Annotated in this window: 13 protein-coding genes; 4 read left to right on the forward strand and 9 right to left on the reverse strand. The window is 59.5% G+C overall.

Annotation, left to right across the window (positions count from 1 at the left end):
- Positions 1-43 precede the first annotated feature (43 nt).
- Positions 44-862 carry a polyphosphate kinase 2 gene (gene ppk2 / locus ACMYSO_RS01305; RefSeq protein WP_434668878.1) on the reverse strand — a complete coding sequence of 273 codons (819 nt, stop codon included), beginning with the start codon at positions 860-862 and terminating at the stop codon, positions 44-46.
- Positions 863-1,094: 232 nt separating this feature from the next.
- On the opposite strand from ppk2, the gene ACMYSO_RS01310 reads away from it, so the two are divergent.
- Positions 1,095-1,427, forward strand: coding sequence for a glycine zipper domain-containing protein (locus tag ACMYSO_RS01310; protein WP_434668880.1), 333 nt, complete (start codon positions 1,095-1,097; stop codon positions 1,425-1,427).
- Positions 1,428-1,637: 210 nt separating this feature from the next.
- Entirely contained in the window at positions 1,638-2,807 is a 1,170-nt protein-coding gene (araJ, locus tag ACMYSO_RS01315; RefSeq protein WP_434584894.1) for an MFS transporter AraJ, read from the forward strand.
- Here the strand turns inward: araJ and ACMYSO_RS01320 are convergent.
- The 7 genes from ACMYSO_RS01320 to adhP form a co-directional block, all read right to left on the reverse strand.
- Complete coding sequence (locus ACMYSO_RS01320) at positions 2,804-3,898, reverse strand: alkylhydroperoxidase domain protein (protein ID WP_434668882.1); 1,095 nt, start codon at positions 3,896-3,898, stop codon at positions 2,804-2,806. The two genes, araJ and ACMYSO_RS01320, sit on opposite strands and share 4 nt — an antisense overlap.
- Before the next feature lie 8 nt (positions 3,899-3,906).
- Positions 3,907-4,896 (reverse strand): putative FMN-dependent luciferase-like monooxygenase, encoded by a 990-nt coding sequence (locus tag ACMYSO_RS01325; RefSeq protein ID WP_434668884.1) that lies wholly within the window; start codon positions 4,894-4,896, stop codon positions 3,907-3,909.
- Positions 4,893-6,497: a dipeptide ABC transporter ATP-binding protein gene (locus ACMYSO_RS01330; protein WP_434668886.1), complete on the reverse strand. Its 1,605-nt coding sequence runs from the start codon at positions 6,495-6,497 to the stop codon at positions 4,893-4,895. The genes ACMYSO_RS01325 and ACMYSO_RS01330 overlap by 4 nt, the downstream gene beginning before the upstream one ends.
- Positions 6,494-7,345 carry an ABC transporter permease gene (locus ACMYSO_RS01335; protein WP_434668888.1) on the reverse strand — a complete coding sequence of 284 codons (852 nt, stop codon included), beginning with the start codon at positions 7,343-7,345 and terminating at the stop codon, positions 6,494-6,496. Before ACMYSO_RS01335 ends, ACMYSO_RS01330 begins: the two co-directional genes overlap by 4 nt.
- On the reverse strand, positions 7,342-8,286 hold the full coding sequence (locus ACMYSO_RS01340; protein WP_434668890.1) for an ABC transporter permease: 945 nt from the start codon (positions 8,284-8,286) through the stop codon (positions 7,342-7,344). Before ACMYSO_RS01340 ends, ACMYSO_RS01335 begins: the two co-directional genes overlap by 4 nt.
- Positions 8,287-8,296: 10 nt before the next feature.
- On the reverse strand, positions 8,297-9,919 hold the full coding sequence (locus ACMYSO_RS01345) for a TIGR04028 family ABC transporter substrate-binding protein (protein WP_434584887.1): 1,623 nt from the start codon (positions 9,917-9,919) through the stop codon (positions 8,297-8,299).
- Positions 9,920-10,100: 181 nt separating this feature from the next.
- Positions 10,101-11,111 carry an alcohol dehydrogenase AdhP gene (gene adhP / locus ACMYSO_RS01350; protein WP_434584886.1) on the reverse strand — a complete coding sequence of 337 codons (1,011 nt, stop codon included), beginning with the start codon at positions 11,109-11,111 and terminating at the stop codon, positions 10,101-10,103.
- Positions 11,112-11,367: 256 nt separating this feature from the next.
- On the opposite strand from adhP, the gene ACMYSO_RS01355 reads away from it, so the two are divergent.
- On the forward strand, positions 11,368-11,967 hold the full coding sequence (locus tag ACMYSO_RS01355) for an inorganic diphosphatase (RefSeq protein WP_434668891.1): 600 nt from the start codon (positions 11,368-11,370) through the stop codon (positions 11,965-11,967).
- A gap of 201 nt (positions 11,968-12,168) precedes the next feature.
- Positions 12,169-13,149, forward strand: a complete 981-nt coding sequence (locus tag ACMYSO_RS01360; protein WP_434668893.1) for a bifunctional helix-turn-helix transcriptional regulator/GNAT family N-acetyltransferase — start codon at positions 12,169-12,171, stop codon at positions 13,147-13,149.
- Between the two features lie 23 nt (positions 13,150-13,172).
- Here ACMYSO_RS01360 and ACMYSO_RS01365 read toward each other — a convergent pair whose 3' ends face one another.
- Positions 13,173-14,888, reverse strand: coding sequence for an ABC-F family ATP-binding cassette domain-containing protein (locus ACMYSO_RS01365; protein WP_434668895.1), 1,716 nt, complete (start codon positions 14,886-14,888; stop codon positions 13,173-13,175).
- Positions 14,889-15,071: the final 183 nt, after the last annotated feature.

Raw genomic sequence — 15,071 nt, forward strand, 5'->3', positions numbered from 1 at the left:
CCTCAGGCGTTAACCTTGAGGCGGGACACCGTCGCGGGAGCCGTCAAAAATCCTCGCGAATAAAACGGAACGGATAGTCGGCGGTTTTCACTTTGCCGATTTTGCGTTTCGGCAATTTGACCGGTTCCGGATGCATGCTCTTGTAGGGAATGTGCGACAGCAGATGGATAATGATATTCAGCCGGACGCGTTTTTTCTCTTCCGAGCGGGCGACAAACCACGGCGCCCAGGCGGTGTCGGTGGCGGCAAACATCGCATCCCGGGCGAGGGTGTACTCATCCCAGCGGTTAAACGACTTGATATCCATCGGCGACAGCTTCCAGATTTTACGCCCATCATTGATGCGATCCCGTAGCCTGCGCTCCTGCTCTTCCGGGGTCACCTCCAGCCAGTATTTCAGCAGGATAATCCCCGATTCCACCATCGAGCGTTCTACCAGCGGCGCGCCCTGCAGAAACTTCTCCACTTCATCGTCGGTACAAAAGCCCATCACGCGTTCGACGCCCGCCCGGTTGTACCAACTGCGGTCGAAAATCACGATTTCCCCGGCGGCCGGCAGGTGCGGAATATAGCGTTGAAAATAGAGCTGGGTTTTTTCTTTGTCCGTCGGTGCCGGGAGCGCCACCACCCGAAACACACGCGGGCTAACCCGTTCGGTGATGGCCTTAATGGTGCCGCCTTTTCCGGCGCCGTCACGGCCTTCAAAGACGATACAAACCTTGAGGCCCTGGCTGACCACCCATTGCTGCAGTTTAACCAGCTCAACGTGAAGTTTCCGCAGCGCCTTTTCATAGGTTTTGTCGTCGAGAGGTTTCATGTTGCTGGCGCCGGCAACGCCTTCGGTCTTCTTTTTGTTTCCCATGGTTATCGCTCCATCAGGTGAGGGAATGGGACAGGTGTTGTGTAAAGTGTAAACAGCAACGGCGATTTGCGCGGACTTTATTAGATTTCCGCAGCTTAGCCTGCATGCCGGACCCACAACGGCAGGTGTGAAAGTCCAGAATTGGACAAGTTAGTGCTTTTTATTGGTCTGGTCGGCGCATACCGTGAGCATGACGTATTGATTGTGGACCACACTAATAAGGAACTGACTGATGAAATCAGCACAAGGTATGGCTATTTTTCTGGGTTGTGCACTGGTCTTTTCCGCCAGCGCTATGGACAAAACGGCCGGTGGCGCCGCAGCCGGTGCCGCCGTCGGGGCATTAACCGGTAAAAGCGTGCGTTCGACGCTGCAGGGGGCGGTGGTCGGCGGCGGCGTCGGTGCGATGACCGAGCACGGCGACAAAGGCAAAGCGGCGCGTACCGGTGGAGCCATCGGGGCGGCGGTTGGTGCGGGTGCCGCAGTGGTAACCGGCAACAGTGCGCTGAAAGGCGCTGCGCTGGGCGCCGGTGCCGGCGGGATGATCGGCAAAGCCTCCGATTAATTGAGTTCAGCCGTATGGCTTCGGCGATACGGCTGCCTGGTCTGCTTCCCCGCCTTATTTCCTCACCGAACGACCTTTACGGGCCACTGCGTGCATGCAGGGATTGGGCCATTTGATGGACAATCGGGTCACTACGTGTTTTTGTCTGGTCTGCCACTACGCGATGGTCAATAATGCCGGTCGCAAATCCAAAAACATGTGATGACCTGAATGAAAAAGACGATTTTTTCGCTGGCGCTGGGCACCTTTGGCCTGGGGATGGCGGAATTTGGCATTATGGGCGTGCTGCCAGAAATTGCCCATGATGTCGGGATCTCGATTCCCGCCGCCGGGAATATGATTTCGTATTATGCGTTTGGCGTGGTTATTGGCGCCCCGGTGATGGCGTTGTTTTCCAGCCGTTACTCCTTAAAGTCGGTCATGCTGTTCCTCGCCGCGCTCTGCATTATCGGCAATACTCTGTTTACCTTCTCTTCCAGCTATCCGATGCTGGCACTGGGCCGTCTGGTGTCGGGCTTCCCGCACGGCGCCTTTTTTGGCGTCGGGGCGATTATTCTGTCGAAGGTCGCGCCGCCGGGTAAAGTGACCGCGGCGGTTGCCGGGATGATTGCCGGGATGACGGTTGCCAACCTGATCGGCGTGCCCGCTGGTACCTGGCTCGGGCATCAGTTCAGCTGGCGCTATACGTTTATGGCCATTGCTCTGTTTAACGTGGCGGTGCTGGTGTCGATCCTCTGGTGGGTTCCGACTATTTTCGACCGCTCGACGGCACGGTTGCGGGAACAATTTCATTTTCTTAAATCACCGGCACCGTGGCTGATCTTTGCCGCAACCATGTTCGGTAACGCCGGGGTATTCGCGTGGTTCAGCTATATCAAACCGTTTATGATCAACGTCGCGGGGTTCTCTGAAAACGCGATGATCGCCATCATGATGCTGGTGGGGTTGGGGATGGTTATCGGCAACCTGCTGAGTGGTAAAATATCCGGCCGCTTCAGTCCACTGCAGATTGCCACCGTCACCGACGGCGGTATTGTCCTACTGCTGTTGCTGATCTTCCTGTTCGGCGGCGTGAAAACCGCCTCGCTGCTGTTGGCCTTTCTGTGCTGCGCCGGGCTGTTTGCGCTGGCCGCACCGCTGCAAATCTTGCTGCTGCAAAACGCGCGCGGCGGCGAAATGCTCGGCGCCGCCGGTGGGCAAATCGCCTTTAATCTCGGTAGCGCCATCGGTGCATTCTGCGGCGGGATAATGATCACCTATGGCTATGGCTGGAACGCGGTGACGCTCCCGGCGGCCTTGCTGTCATTCCTGGCGATGACCTCGTTGCTGATTTACGCCCGCTACCAGCGGGTACGCCTTGCGGCGGGCGCGGTAGGTTAAGCCGTTTTCCACGGTTCGCCGAGGGTCAGCATCAACCGGTTGGCCCAGGCGAAAAACGCCGCCGATTGCAGCACATCCAGCTGAGCCAGGGTGTCCAGACCTTGCTGCTCCAGCCCCTGAAGATGCGCAGCGCTCAGGGCCGGTGGCGTCACGGACAGGGCGGCAGCAAATTCGATTTGCGCCTGCCAGCGCGGCGACTGACCGTCGCTCAACCGTTCCCCCGGCGTCACCGCCAGCAAAGTGTCAATCGCCGTCTCCTCTTTTGCCAACTGCGCCGCCTTGCGGGCATGTACCGACGCGCAATAAATACAGCCGTTCACCTTACTGGCGACCGTAGCGGCCAGCTCTCGTTCCGCGCGCGGCAGGCCGCCTGGGGTATAGAAGATACCTTTGTCGGTCAGGGTACGTTGCTCCAGCACCGGCTGATTGCGCGCCAGCAGGCGGAAATAAGGGGAGTCCGAGTGGCCAAATTTCGCCAGCGTCTGCTGCTCGGCATCGCTGAACTCCGCCAGCGGTTTGGCGTCCAGCCAGGGTTCCCAGTTAAGTTCCTCGCGGGTGAAACGCACCGGTGCCGGTTTGCCGCTGACCGTGTGTGGCGTGGTGTGCCAGAAACCGGCGGCTACTGGGGTCTCTGCACTGACACTGGTTTTGCCGTTCAGCAAGCGCAGACCGTTAAGTAGCCGGCTCTGGAAACTGACGAAAGCAATCAACTGGGCGAGGGTGACGATGCCACGCGGGGTCCAGCCGGCGCGGGTTAGCACCTGTAGCGCCGCAGGCGTGGCTTCCACCGGCGTGAAGGTTAACAGGCGGGCGAATGCCAGCGCCGGCGTCAGCCGCGCCGAGGTGGGGTCGGCGAGGCCAAACCCGGCATAGTGGGCGGCCAACGCGTCGGCCTGATGCAGCTTCGCCACTTTGGCAGCGATGGCGAAACGCTCATCCGGGGCAAAGTCCTCGTCCTGCTGGCTGAACAACACTTCATAGCTGCCCTGAGCGTGGCGGGTTGCGGCATCGCGCACGGCCCGGGCCTCGGCTAATGGGGAATGCGGGGCGATCTCTGCCAGTTCGGCCAAAATATCCTGACTCAGTGTCATGGTGACTCCTACCTTAGTTGCGGGGCGATATGCTGAGCGATCAGCTCAATGGAACGCAGGGTGTCGCGGTGCGATGGCTCAACGGAGTGCACCTGGAACGAAATATCGGTGACGCGAGCCAGGACACTGTCCTGTGCCAGCGATGCCTGAACATGGTCGACATCACCGACGTGGGCGTCGAATTGTGACAGATGCTCTGTGACAGTGTCACCGATTACCTGATGGCCGGCGGCGCGATGGGCCGCCGCCTGCTGGCGCAACCCCGGTTCGGCGACCTGCAGGGCGTAGTCCTGGCTGTCGGCCACAAAGGCGGTGCGCGAGGCGAGGATCCGCGGGGCGATACCGGCGGGCAGCGCCGCAAGATAGGCATCGATCAGCGGATTCTGGATCGCATCCAACGTTAAGTCCGGCTGTCCGGGCGGGCGCGGCTGGGTCCGGGAAAGCATTAAACCGTGACCGGCCTGGCCGGCGCGAACGGCACCGTCTATGGAAAAGGTGGCTATCCAGATCCGTTGTGCCAGCTGTGGCGCTGGCGGATAGAGATGATTATCGGGATGGGCGAGAGAATCGCCGCGCCAGGCGCTGTGGATCTGATGCAGGTTATCGGCAAAGGCCGCCCCGCGTTGTTCGCTGGTTAAGCCAAATGGCAGAAATGAGGTTGGCGTACCGCCGGAACCGAAACCAATTTCAAGGCGCCCGTCGGCTAATAAATCCAGCACCGCCGCGTCCTCGGCGACCCGCAGCGCATTTTCCATCGGTAGCGTAATAATGGCGGTTCCAAGACGGATCCGTTCGGTCTGTGCTGCAACATGGGCGAGAAAAACCAGCGGTGAAGGCAGGCCGCCTTCCTGTTCGTGGAAGTGGTGCTGCGCCACCCACGCGCTGTCAAAACCGAGGCGCTCGGCGTGACGGATCTGCTCGCTTGCCAGCCGGTAGCGTGCTTGCGGGGTGGCATGGTCCAGCAGGCGGGTGAAAAAACCCAGGCGTTTACGCGTCATGCGATCTCCTTGCTGAGGGTGGATACGTGTGGAATGGCGGCGATGAGCTCGCGGGTATAGTCGTGCTGGGGCTGGTTGAACAGGCGGTTGACCTCGCCGGACTCCACCACCTGACCGGCGCGTAGCACCGTGACGCTCTGGGCGATGCGGCGTACCGTCGCCAGGTCGTGGGTAATAAACAGGTAGCTCAGCCCCAGTTGCTGTTGTAATTGCTGAAGCAGGGCGAGGATTTGCGCCTGCACCGTGACGTCCAGCGCCGACGTGGCTTCATCAAGGACCAGAATCGTCGGCTCCAGCACCAGCGCACGGGCAATGGCCACCCGCTGGCGCTGGCCGCCGGAGAGTTCGCGGGCGGTTCGCGTCAGCAGTTCCGGAGCCAGCGCAACCCGGGCGGCAACCGCCTCGACCCGGGCGCGGCGAAGCGCCGGCGGCAGCGGCTCAAAATTCTTCAGCGGTTCTTCGATAATCGCAAACAGCGTCTGGCGCGGGTCGAGCGAGGCGAATGGGTTCTGATAGACAAACTGAATTTTGCGTCGTAGCTGACGCTGCGCCTCGCGGCTTAAATGACCGGCGTCAATCCCGTCAATGGCGATGTGACCGCTGTCGGCGCGCTCAAAACCCAGCAGGATCCGCGCCAGCGTGGTTTTGCCGGAACCGGATTCGCCTACCAGGGCGTGAGTCGTTCCGCGTGTGACCACGAAGCTGACCGCGTCCAGCGCCTGCAGCTGTCCGTTCCCGAGCGCAAAACGCTTACTGATATCGACGGCGCGGATCGCCGGGGTGCCCAGCGTATGGCGGCCCTTCGCGCCGGTGGTCAGCCGTTCGCCCTGCAGATCGCTCAACAGCTGGCGAGTGTAGGCGTGCTGCGGGGTGCGCACCACATCCGCCGTCAGACCTTGTTCCTGAATTTCCCCGTGGCGAAAGACCAGCAGTCGGTCGGCGCGCTGGGCCGCCAGCGCCAGATCGTGGGTGACAAACAGCACCGCCGTCCCGGACTCCCGGCGCAGGGCATCAAGCAGGTCGAGAATGCGCTTTTGTACGGTCACATCCAGGGCGCTGGTCGGTTCATCGGCAATAATCAAATCCGGCTTAAGGGCCACGGCGATAGCGATTAACACCCGTTGCTTCATGCCGCCGGAGAGCTGGTGTGGATACTGATTGAAGCGCTGTTCGGGGTGACTGAGGCCAACTTTCGTTAACAGCGCCAGCACCTGCTGTTTGCGCTCGGCGGCGCTGGCTTTCTGATGCAGACTCAGAATTTCAGCGACCTGTGTCCCGATGGTTTGTACCGGATTCAGGGCATTACCGGGGTCCTGCGGGATCAGGCTGATGCGCGCGCCGCGCAGGCTATCGAGCCGCTTGCCTGACCAGCGGCTGATATCCTCGCCGTTGATCTCAATGCGCCCGCTGTCGCGCCGGGCGTTGTCTGCCAGCAGGCCGATAATCGCCTGGGCGGTGGTGGTTTTACCGGAACCGGATTCACCGACCAGGGCCAGCATTTCGCCGGGGTTGAGGGTGAAGCTGACGTTATGCACCACTTCCTGCCAGCGCTGGTGCGAACGGTAGCTGATGCGCAGATTTTCCACGCGTAATACGGTCATGAGCGTTCTCCGGTGAATTGACGGCTGATACGGTTTGCCGCCAGTACCACGGCAATCACCGCCACCCCGGGGAAGGTGGTCAGCCACCAGGCGGTTGACAGATAGTTCCGTCCTTCGGCAATCAGCAGGCCCCATTCCGGCACCGGCGGTGGCGTGCCGTAGCCGAGAAAACTCAGGGTGGAGAGGGCGAGGATCGCCTGACCAAACTGCAGGGTCGCGAAGGCCAGCACGGCGGTCAGGGAATTGGGCAAAATATGCCGCCAGAAGACGGCGAAGAAGGTGCCGCCGCTACCGAATGCTGCTTCGACGTAGTCGCTGTGGCGCACGCGGACCACTTCCGCGCGCGCCAGACGGGCAAAACTGGCCACGCTAGCGATCCCGACGGCCACCGCTGCGTTTACGGTACCGAAGCCGAGCAGAATGATCACCGTTAATGACAGCAGCAGCGATGGGATTGCCAACAGCACGTCTACCAGGCGCATCACCAGCGATTCGACGCGTCCGGCCACAGCGCCGGCCAGGGTGCCGAGGGTCGTGCCGATCAGCAGCCCAATGGCGACCGCCGCCAGCGCCGCGGAAAGGGAATGCACCGCGCCGTAGACAATTCGCGTCCACAGATCACGCCCGAGCTGGTCAGTGCCCAGCCAGTGCGCCGCCTGCGGTGGCAGGCGCTGGGCGCCAGCGATACCCTCCAGCGGATTTCCGGTGCTGAACCACTGTGGTGCCAGCGCCATCAACAACGCGAGGATCATCACGCTCCAGGCCAGCCATAATCCCGGACGCCAGCGAAGAGGCTGGCGGTGAGGCGCCCGTCGACGGGCGGCAGTGGCGTAATCAACAAGGCTCATATCACCCCTCCGGTAACGGTGTTCAGACGAGGATCGAGCAGCGGCATCAGCAGATCCACCAGCAGGTTAATCAACACAAAAGCGAGGGCGGAAATCATCACCACCGCCTGTAACACGGCAATATCCTGATTGTTGACCGCCTGCTGGGTCAGTTGACCGAGGCCGCCGCGACCAAATACGGTTTCGGTGATTAAGGCGCCGGCAATCAGCTCCCCCAGCAGCAATCCGGCAATATTTAACACCGGCAGCAGGGCGTTGCCGGTGACATGTCGCCACAGGACGGCGGTTTCGCTCATTCCTTTGGCGCGGGCGACGGCGACAAACGGCAGGGCGGCTACCTGATCCATACTGCGCATCAGGATCTGCGCCAGCGGGGCGGAAATGGGCACCGCGACGGCGATAACGGGCAGAATCAACCCCTGCAACGGCCCCGGGTTGATCACCGGGATCCAACGCAGCTGGAAGGAGAAGAGCTGAATCAGCGCGATGCCTAACCAAAAGGTCGGCAGCGAGATAAACAGCACCGGTAAGGATTGCAGGGCATTGCTCAGCCAGCGCAGGCCCGGCAGGCGGGCGGCAAAGGCCAGACTAAATGCCAGCGCGATAGCGAGGATAAACGCCGGGACCGCCAGGCTCAGCGTATCCGGCAGGTTGCTGGCAAGCAGCGTGCTGACCGCGATCCCCGCCTGTAACGAATAGCCGAAATCCCCCTGCAACATCGCCGTTAAGGTGTGAAAATACTGGGTCCAGAGCGGGCTGTCGGCCCCGTAGGCCATGCGCATTTCGGCGATTTGTGACGGGCTGAGACCGAGATCCGGATTCTGGAACTTGATCAGCACCGCGTCACCCGGCAGCACCTGCAGCAGCACGAAGGAGAGGGTAAACGCCGCCCATAGCACCAGTAAACCGGAGCCGAGACGCCGCAGGAGATGGTTGCTCATTCGCGGCTCCTTAGTGCTTTTCCAGCCACGCGCCATAGAACGACGGGCGACCTACGGCTTCGAAACTGACACCTTGTACCCAGGGCGCACCGGCAAAGACCTGCGGCTCTTCAAAGATTGGGATCACGTAGGCGTTATCCAACAGATAGCGTTGGGCATCTCCGGTCAGCTGTAGCCGTTTTGGCGTATCGACTTCGGCGGAAATGGCGCTCAGCAGATCGTTGAGCTTATCGTCACGGAACTGTTGCACTTTGTCGCTGGAGCCACCCCGTTGCAGCAGGGCGTCGCGGTTGGCCGGGAAGAACATGCTTTTCACCACGTCCGGGTCCGCGCGGCCGACTTCCGACACGGTCAGCGGGGTCTTCAGTGGGTCAAGATTATCGATAACCCGACTGCCGGCGTCGCCGGCTTTCACGCTCAACGCGACGCCGACCTGGCGCCACTGCTGGGCAATCAGCTGTAGCACCTCTTTGTTTTGCGGCTGCGGCAGAGACTCATAGACCGTCAGCGCCAGGCGCTGGCCCGCTTTCTCCCGGATGCCATCGGCGGCCGGTTTCCAGCCAGCGTCATCAAGCAGCTGTCGGGATTTGGCCTGATCGAAGGTCAGTTTGTCGCTGAGATTAACGTAGCCCGCCGCCGTGCTGGCGAGTACCGAGGTAGCCTGCGGATAGTTAGCAGAGAACAGGGTATCGACCACCTGTCTGGCGTTGGTGGCGTGCAGTAACGCCTGACGCACGCGCAGGTCTGAAACCAGCGGGTTATCGGGGCGGAAGCTCAGGCTGTCATTAACCCCGCGGGTTGGTGCAGCGTACACCCGCAGGCCCTGATCGGTAGTCTGTTTCTCATCGTAGGCCTGAACCTGACGGATAAAACCAGCCTGGCCCGCCAGCAATGCGCCGATACGTACGCTGTCTTCCGGCGTGACGATAATAGTGATGCCGTCGAGGTTGGCTGGCCCTTGTTGCGCGAGGTTTTTCGGCCCCCACTGATAATCTTTGCGCGCAACCAGCGTCAGTTCGCGGCCCGGTTTTTCATCTTTGACCACAAAGGGCCCGGATCCAATGATATGGCGCGCATCGCCAAGCTCGTCGAAATTGCGCTGTAGGGTGCTAAGGGAAACCAGCCCGGAGCCGATAGTGGCGGTACCCTGCAGGAAACCGGGTGACGGTTTTTTGAAGTAGAACCTGACCGTCAGCGGATCGATAACTTCACTGTGGTCGTAATTGTTGATGACTTCAGAGACCGGCAGGCGCTGGGCCTTATTGCCGAGGCCGTAGGTATCGAAATTTTTGGCGACCGCGTTAGCATCCAGCGGCGTGCCGTCGGAGAAGGTCACGCCGGGGCGTAGGGTAAAGGTATATTCGGTTTTGTCGGCGTTGGTGACCCAGCTTTGTGCGATCCACGGTTCGACTTCCAGGGTCTTCGGATTTTGCCAGGTCAGCTTATCGGTTATCTGGTTCAGGATCCCGCCGTTGGGGTAGAAGCCACCGGCTGGCGGGTAGAGATTGGTATGTGGCTGTTGCTCCAGATAGACTAATGTTCCCCCTTTGACCGGTGTATCGGCGCCCCAGGCGGAAAAAGCAGCGGAGAAAATAAGGGCTGCCAACGCGGGCAGGCGAACACGGCTTTGCATGGTGAATTCCTTTGTTATCTATTGTCTTGCCATCATCAGGTGCGGCTAAAAACAAAGGAACCAAGGAATTGCGCTAAGCATTTGCGGAAAAGGCATTTGCCGTGCCGGGGGAAAATCTGCTGTGAGATGGGAACGACGCTGTGGGGTAAAACGGCCTCTCCCGAAGGGAGAGGCGCGAGGATTAGCGGCGGAAGTCGATAACCATACGGCCGCGAATCTGTCCCTGTTCCATCTCTTTAAAGATAGCGTTGATATCGCCCAGCGGGCGCAGGGTCACTTTCGGTACCACTTTGCCTTCGGCGGCGAACTGGAAGGCTTCGGTCAGATCCTGACGGGTGCCGACCAGCGAACCAACCACTTCTATACCATCCAGTACCAGGCGCGGAATATTCAGGCTCATGGCTTCCGGCGGCAGGCCGACGGCGACCACGCGGCCACCGGCGCGTACCGCGTCAACGGCGGAGTTAAACGCTGCTTTGGCCACGGCGGTGACAACCGCAGCCTGTGCGCCACCGGTTTTTTCCTGAATGATCTTCGCCGCATCTTCATTGCGGGAGTTGATGGTCAGATCTGCGCCCATCTCGGATGCCAGCGCCAGCTGCGCATCGTTAACGTCGATGGCGATAACTTTGGCATTAAAGACGTTTTTCGCATACTGCAGCGCCAGGTTGCCGAGGCCGCCAAGGCCGTAGATTGCAATCCATTGGCCCGGTTTAATGTGGGACACTTTCACCGCTTTATAGGTGGTAACCCCGGCACAGGTGATGCTGCTGGCAGCAGCGGAGTCCAGCCCGTCCGGTACTTTGACAGCATAGTTAGCGGTCACGATGCACTCTTCGGCCATCCCACCATCGACGCTGTAACCGGCATTTTTGACCGAGCGACACAGCGTTTCGTTGCCGCTGTTACAGTAATCACAGTGTCCACAGCCTTCGAAGAACCATGCCACGCTGGCACGGTCGCCTGGTTTCAGGGAGGTGACGCCTGGGCCTACCTGCTGAACCACCCCGACCCCTTCATGGCCGAGAATGATCCCGGTGGTATCGCCAAAATCGCCGTTTTTCACGTGCAGGTCGGTGTGGCACACGCCACAGCACTCCATTTTCAGCAAAGCCTCTCCGTGTTGCAGAGGGCGCAGTGTTTTTTCCGTTACATTGACCTGATGATCGTGGGTGACGACGGCTGCCTTCATATCTACTCCTTGAAATTTGAGGAAAAAATTGTGGTATTACCTAGGAATAATACTCATTAAGGATTAACCCATATGGCAAGGAATGCAAGTGAGGTAGTTAAATGTGTGGAGTTTGTCAGCACGGATAGTGAAAAAGATGGTTATATTCCGCTCGCATGGCTGTTAATAATGGTGAAACACAAGTGTCATTATTCTTTCATGGCTTATCGGCACGCTGTCAGCGACAAATTTCTTATAACGACAGAGTGATACAACAATGCATCTGGTAAAAACCATCTTCAGCGCCGCACTTTTCCTGTCTGCTGCCGTTCAGGCTGACAACATCCTTGATTTTCCACAGCCGGATAACAACCCGGAAGAGTTCTACGCGGTCACTGAGATCCCGACGGGTGGGATTATCAAGTACGAGACCGACGCCAAAACCGGTTTTATTATTACCGACCGTTTCCAGTCAATGCCGGTAGCCTATCCGGCTAACTATGGTTCACTGACCCAGTCGCTGGCGGGGGATGGCGATCCGCTGGACGTGGTGTTCTACACCCGCGCACCGATGGCACCGGGGACGCTGATCAAACTGCGGGCCATCGGCGTGCTGAAAATGATCGATGGTGGGGAGAAGGACGATAAGATCATTGCGGTCCCGGCCAGCAAAATCGACCCGACCTATGACGACATCAAAAACATCAGCGACCTGCCGAAAATTGAGCAGGAACGCCTGCAGGCCTTTTTCCGCGTCTATAAGCAGTTACCGGATGGCCGCAAAAAAGTGGAGCTGAACGGTTTTAATGATGCCGACGCGGCGAAGCAGGAAATTAAGCAGGCCTGGGATGCCTGGAAAGCCAAAAAACCGCAATAAGATTAAAACAGGCGTCTGACGGCGCCTGTTAACCACTCAATCTGCAAAGACTACCTCCGGCCATTTTTTCTCCTGACTCGTTGGCGATAAGCCAGAATATCCCGCCAGTGCAGGGCCGGGTGCCGCCTGCCACGCCGGTTGACAGGGCAATATCAACAATGGTTGTATTGTGCAACTATAAATCACCTTGCCACTACGCCAATGACTAATACACCGCTGATCAATGATATCCGCCGTGCCTCCCGCCTGATGGTTCGCGAACTCGGCTTTATGAATTCCACTCTCGCAGCAACCGAGTATTCCCCCTCCGCCGTCCATACGCTGCTGGAGATCGCCGGACACGGGGCGATGACTGCCGCGCAGCTGGTACAGATTCTGGGCCTTGAGAAATCGAGCGTCAGCCGCATGCTATCGCGGCTACTGGCGGCGGGGGAAATCGAGGAGAAAACTGCCGATAACGACGCCCGCTATAAGCAGCTTGAGCTAACGGACAAGGGCCGGGCAACGGTAGTCAGGATCAACGAATACGGCGCGATGCGGGTGGTTGATGCGCTGGCGCATCTCGATGCTGAACAGCAGGCCAGCGTGGCGCAGGGGCTCAACGCCTACGCGCAGGCGCTGGCACAATGCCGCGATCGGCCGCTGCCTGAGACGGGAAAGCGCATTGAGATCGTCACCGGCTATCATCCCGGGATGATTGGCCGTATCGCGCAGATGCATGGCGAGTACTACGCCCGGAACTATAATTTTGGTCACTTTTTTGAGGGCAAAGTCGCCAGCGGCCTGGCGGAGTTTTCCCCACGGCTTAGCGCCAAGCGTAATCAAATCTGGTTGGCGATACACAACGGCACGATTGTCGGCTCGGTGGCCATCGATGGTGAAGACCTCGGCGATAACCAGGCCCATCTGCGCTGGTTTATCCTTGATGACAGCTGCCGGGGCAGCGGCGTCGGACGGCGCCTGTTGGCGCAGGCGATGGCCTTCTGCGATCGCCACGCCTTTGCGGGGGTGCAGCTGTGGACCTTCAGCGGTCTGAACGCCGCGCGCAAGCTGTATGAATCCTTCGGATTTACGCTGTCTAAAGAGTGGCAGGGCGATCAGTGGGGGATGATGATGACCGAACAGCAGTTCAGCAGAATAACCCCCTCAATCGTTGGTGAGGAAAAGCCGGCTAAGGGGTGACCTTAGCCGGCGGTCGTGCGGGATTATTGCAGTCTGGCATGAAGCGCAGCGATAGCCTCTCGCCATTGCGCCTGAAGCTGGGGCTTCTGGTGCTTCGGCTTGCGGGACAGATCTTCCGCCAGCCGTTGCTCCAGAACAATCAGCTGTTCCAGCAGATCGTCCTCATCTTCAGCAGGCGCTGCGGGGGTCGTCGCGCTATCAACGTGCATGACGGGCTGGCGCGTCGTCTCGCGCAGACGCGCGTAAATCTCGTCCGCGCTGTACCACTCGCTCAGCCCGTTTTCGTCAATCAACCAGAAGCGGTTACAGCTCTGGTCGATTAGCTGACGGTCGTGACTGACCAACAGCAGGCCGCCGGGATAGTCCCGCAGGCAGCCTGCCAGCGCCTCTTTACCTTCCATATCCAGATGGTTGGTCGGTTCATCCAGCAACAACAGACTGTAGCGAGCCAGCGACAGGCCGACAAACAGCAGCCGCGATCGCTCGCCGCCGCTGAGAGTACTAACCTTTTGTCCGTGACGACTCCAGCCAAAACCGGCGCCGATCAGCGCCCGTTTGCGGGATTCCGCGGCGGGTTCAAAAGGTTCCAGCGCCTCCAGCAAAGTGGCGTTATCCGGCAACTGATGCAACGACTGGTCATAGTAGCCGGGCTTCAGCCGGGGATGCAGGCTGATTCCGTCTACCACAACTGTCTCCTGCATCTGCCGCCACAGCAGGCGCAGCAGCGACGATTTACCGCCGCCGTTACGCCCCATGATGGCCACCCGGTCGCCGCTGCGCAGGCGCGCGTGTTCGGCGGTGAACAGGGCAGGCAGGCCAGGGGCCGGAGCGACCGGGAGCTGCGAGATTTCAAGCAACCGGTCAGCGCGCAGCGCATCGCCGTTTAACGCCAGTCGCCACGGGGTGCCGCTGGTCAGTTCGGTCTGGCTTTCTTTCAGGCGGGTGACCTGCTTTTCCATCTGCTTGGCTTTGCGCGAGAGATCTTCGTTGTCATAGACCTGTCCCCAGGTCGCCAGCCGTTTGGCGCTAGCGCTGACGCGGTCAATTTCTCGTTGTTCGGCCTTATGACGCAGCGCGTCACTTTCATCCCGTTCCGCCAGCGCCTGACGGGCGGCGGTACAGGGCAGGGAGAAGGCGTGCAGGGTGTTGTCGCGTAGGATCCAACTGGTATTAGTTACAGCATTCAGTAAGAGATTATCATGCGACACCACAACGAAGCTCCCCTGCCAGGTTTGTAAGAAGCTTTCCAGCCACAACAAGGTCGGGAGATCGAGATGGTTGCCCGGCTCGTCCAGCAATAACAGGTCCGGTTGTTGAATTAATGCCCGTGCCAGCAGCAGGCGAGTATGCTGACCGCCGCTAAGCGTCGCGGCGCACTGGCTGAATTCCGCGGCGACAAACCCCATCTCCGCCAGCAGACGTTCGGCCTGCCAGCGCTGGCGTTCGCGTTCGGCGGCGGGCAGGCGTGCCAGCACTACCTCAACCAGAGGATGTTGCAGCAGATCGGCGGATATATGTTGCTCAACCCGCGCCAGCAGACAATGGTGCGCTAGCGCCACGCTGCCAGAATTCGGCGCCAATGTGCCGTCCAGCACCTGTAGCAGGGTGCTTTTTCCGCAGCCGTTGTGGCCCATCAGGCCGATGCGGTCGCCTTTTTTCAGCGTAAAAGAGAGGTCGATGAAAAGCGGCCCGAATGCCGTTTCAACATGCAGGGATTGTGCGGTAAATAATGTACTCATCGTGAACTTACTCAAGAGTTACAGGCATAGAAATGCCTCGTCAAACATCGCTGACGATAACCCGGTAAGCCCGAGGGAAGGGAGTTAGTCTCTGGTGTCTTCGCTCAAGCCGAAGTTATCGCAGCACGATATCGATAACGCTTGAGCGGGTACGATGACCAAATGTCAGTGAAAAAGTCGATA

The sequence above is a fragment of the Klebsiella sp. B345 genome (assembly GCF_051131735.1).
In the GTDB taxonomy this organism is placed as follows: domain Bacteria; phylum Pseudomonadota; class Gammaproteobacteria; order Enterobacterales; family Enterobacteriaceae; genus Klebsiella.

Bases quoted from the DNA above. Each gene is read 5' to 3' on its own strand.
- ACMYSO_RS01340 (WP_434668890.1), bottom strand. From the start codon at position 8,286: ATGAGCAACCATCTCCTGCGGCGTCTCGGCTCCGGTTTACTGGTGCTA.
- ACMYSO_RS01360 (WP_434668893.1), top strand. From the start codon at position 12,169: ATGACTAATACACCGCTGATCAATGATATCCGCCGTGCCTCCCGCCTG.
- ACMYSO_RS01325 (WP_434668884.1), bottom strand. From the start codon at position 4,896: ATGACGCGTAAACGCCTGGGTTTTTTCACCCGCCTGCTGGACCATGCC.
- ACMYSO_RS01355 (WP_434668891.1), top strand. From the start codon at position 11,368: ATGCATCTGGTAAAAACCATCTTCAGCGCCGCACTTTTCCTGTCTGCT.
- ACMYSO_RS01320 (WP_434668882.1), bottom strand. From the start codon at position 3,898: ATGACACTGAGTCAGGATATTTTGGCCGAACTGGCAGAGATCGCCCCG.
- ppk2 (WP_434668878.1), bottom strand. From the start codon at position 862: ATGGGAAACAAAAAGAAGACCGAAGGCGTTGCCGGCGCCAGCAACATG.
- ACMYSO_RS01345 (WP_434584887.1), bottom strand. From the start codon at position 9,919: ATGCAAAGCCGTGTTCGCCTGCCCGCGTTGGCAGCCCTTATTTTCTCC.
- araJ (WP_434584894.1), top strand. From the start codon at position 1,638: ATGAAAAAGACGATTTTTTCGCTGGCGCTGGGCACCTTTGGCCTGGGG.
- ACMYSO_RS01365 (WP_434668895.1), bottom strand. From the start codon at position 14,888: ATGAGTACATTATTTACCGCACAATCCCTGCATGTTGAAACGGCATTC.
- ACMYSO_RS01335 (WP_434668888.1), bottom strand. From the start codon at position 7,345: ATGAGCCTTGTTGATTACGCCACTGCCGCCCGTCGACGGGCGCCTCAC.
- ACMYSO_RS01330 (WP_434668886.1), bottom strand. From the start codon at position 6,497: ATGACCGTATTACGCGTGGAAAATCTGCGCATCAGCTACCGTTCGCAC.
- adhP (WP_434584886.1), bottom strand. From the start codon at position 11,111: ATGAAGGCAGCCGTCGTCACCCACGATCATCAGGTCAATGTAACGGAA.
- ACMYSO_RS01310 (WP_434668880.1), top strand. From the start codon at position 1,095: ATGAAATCAGCACAAGGTATGGCTATTTTTCTGGGTTGTGCACTGGTC.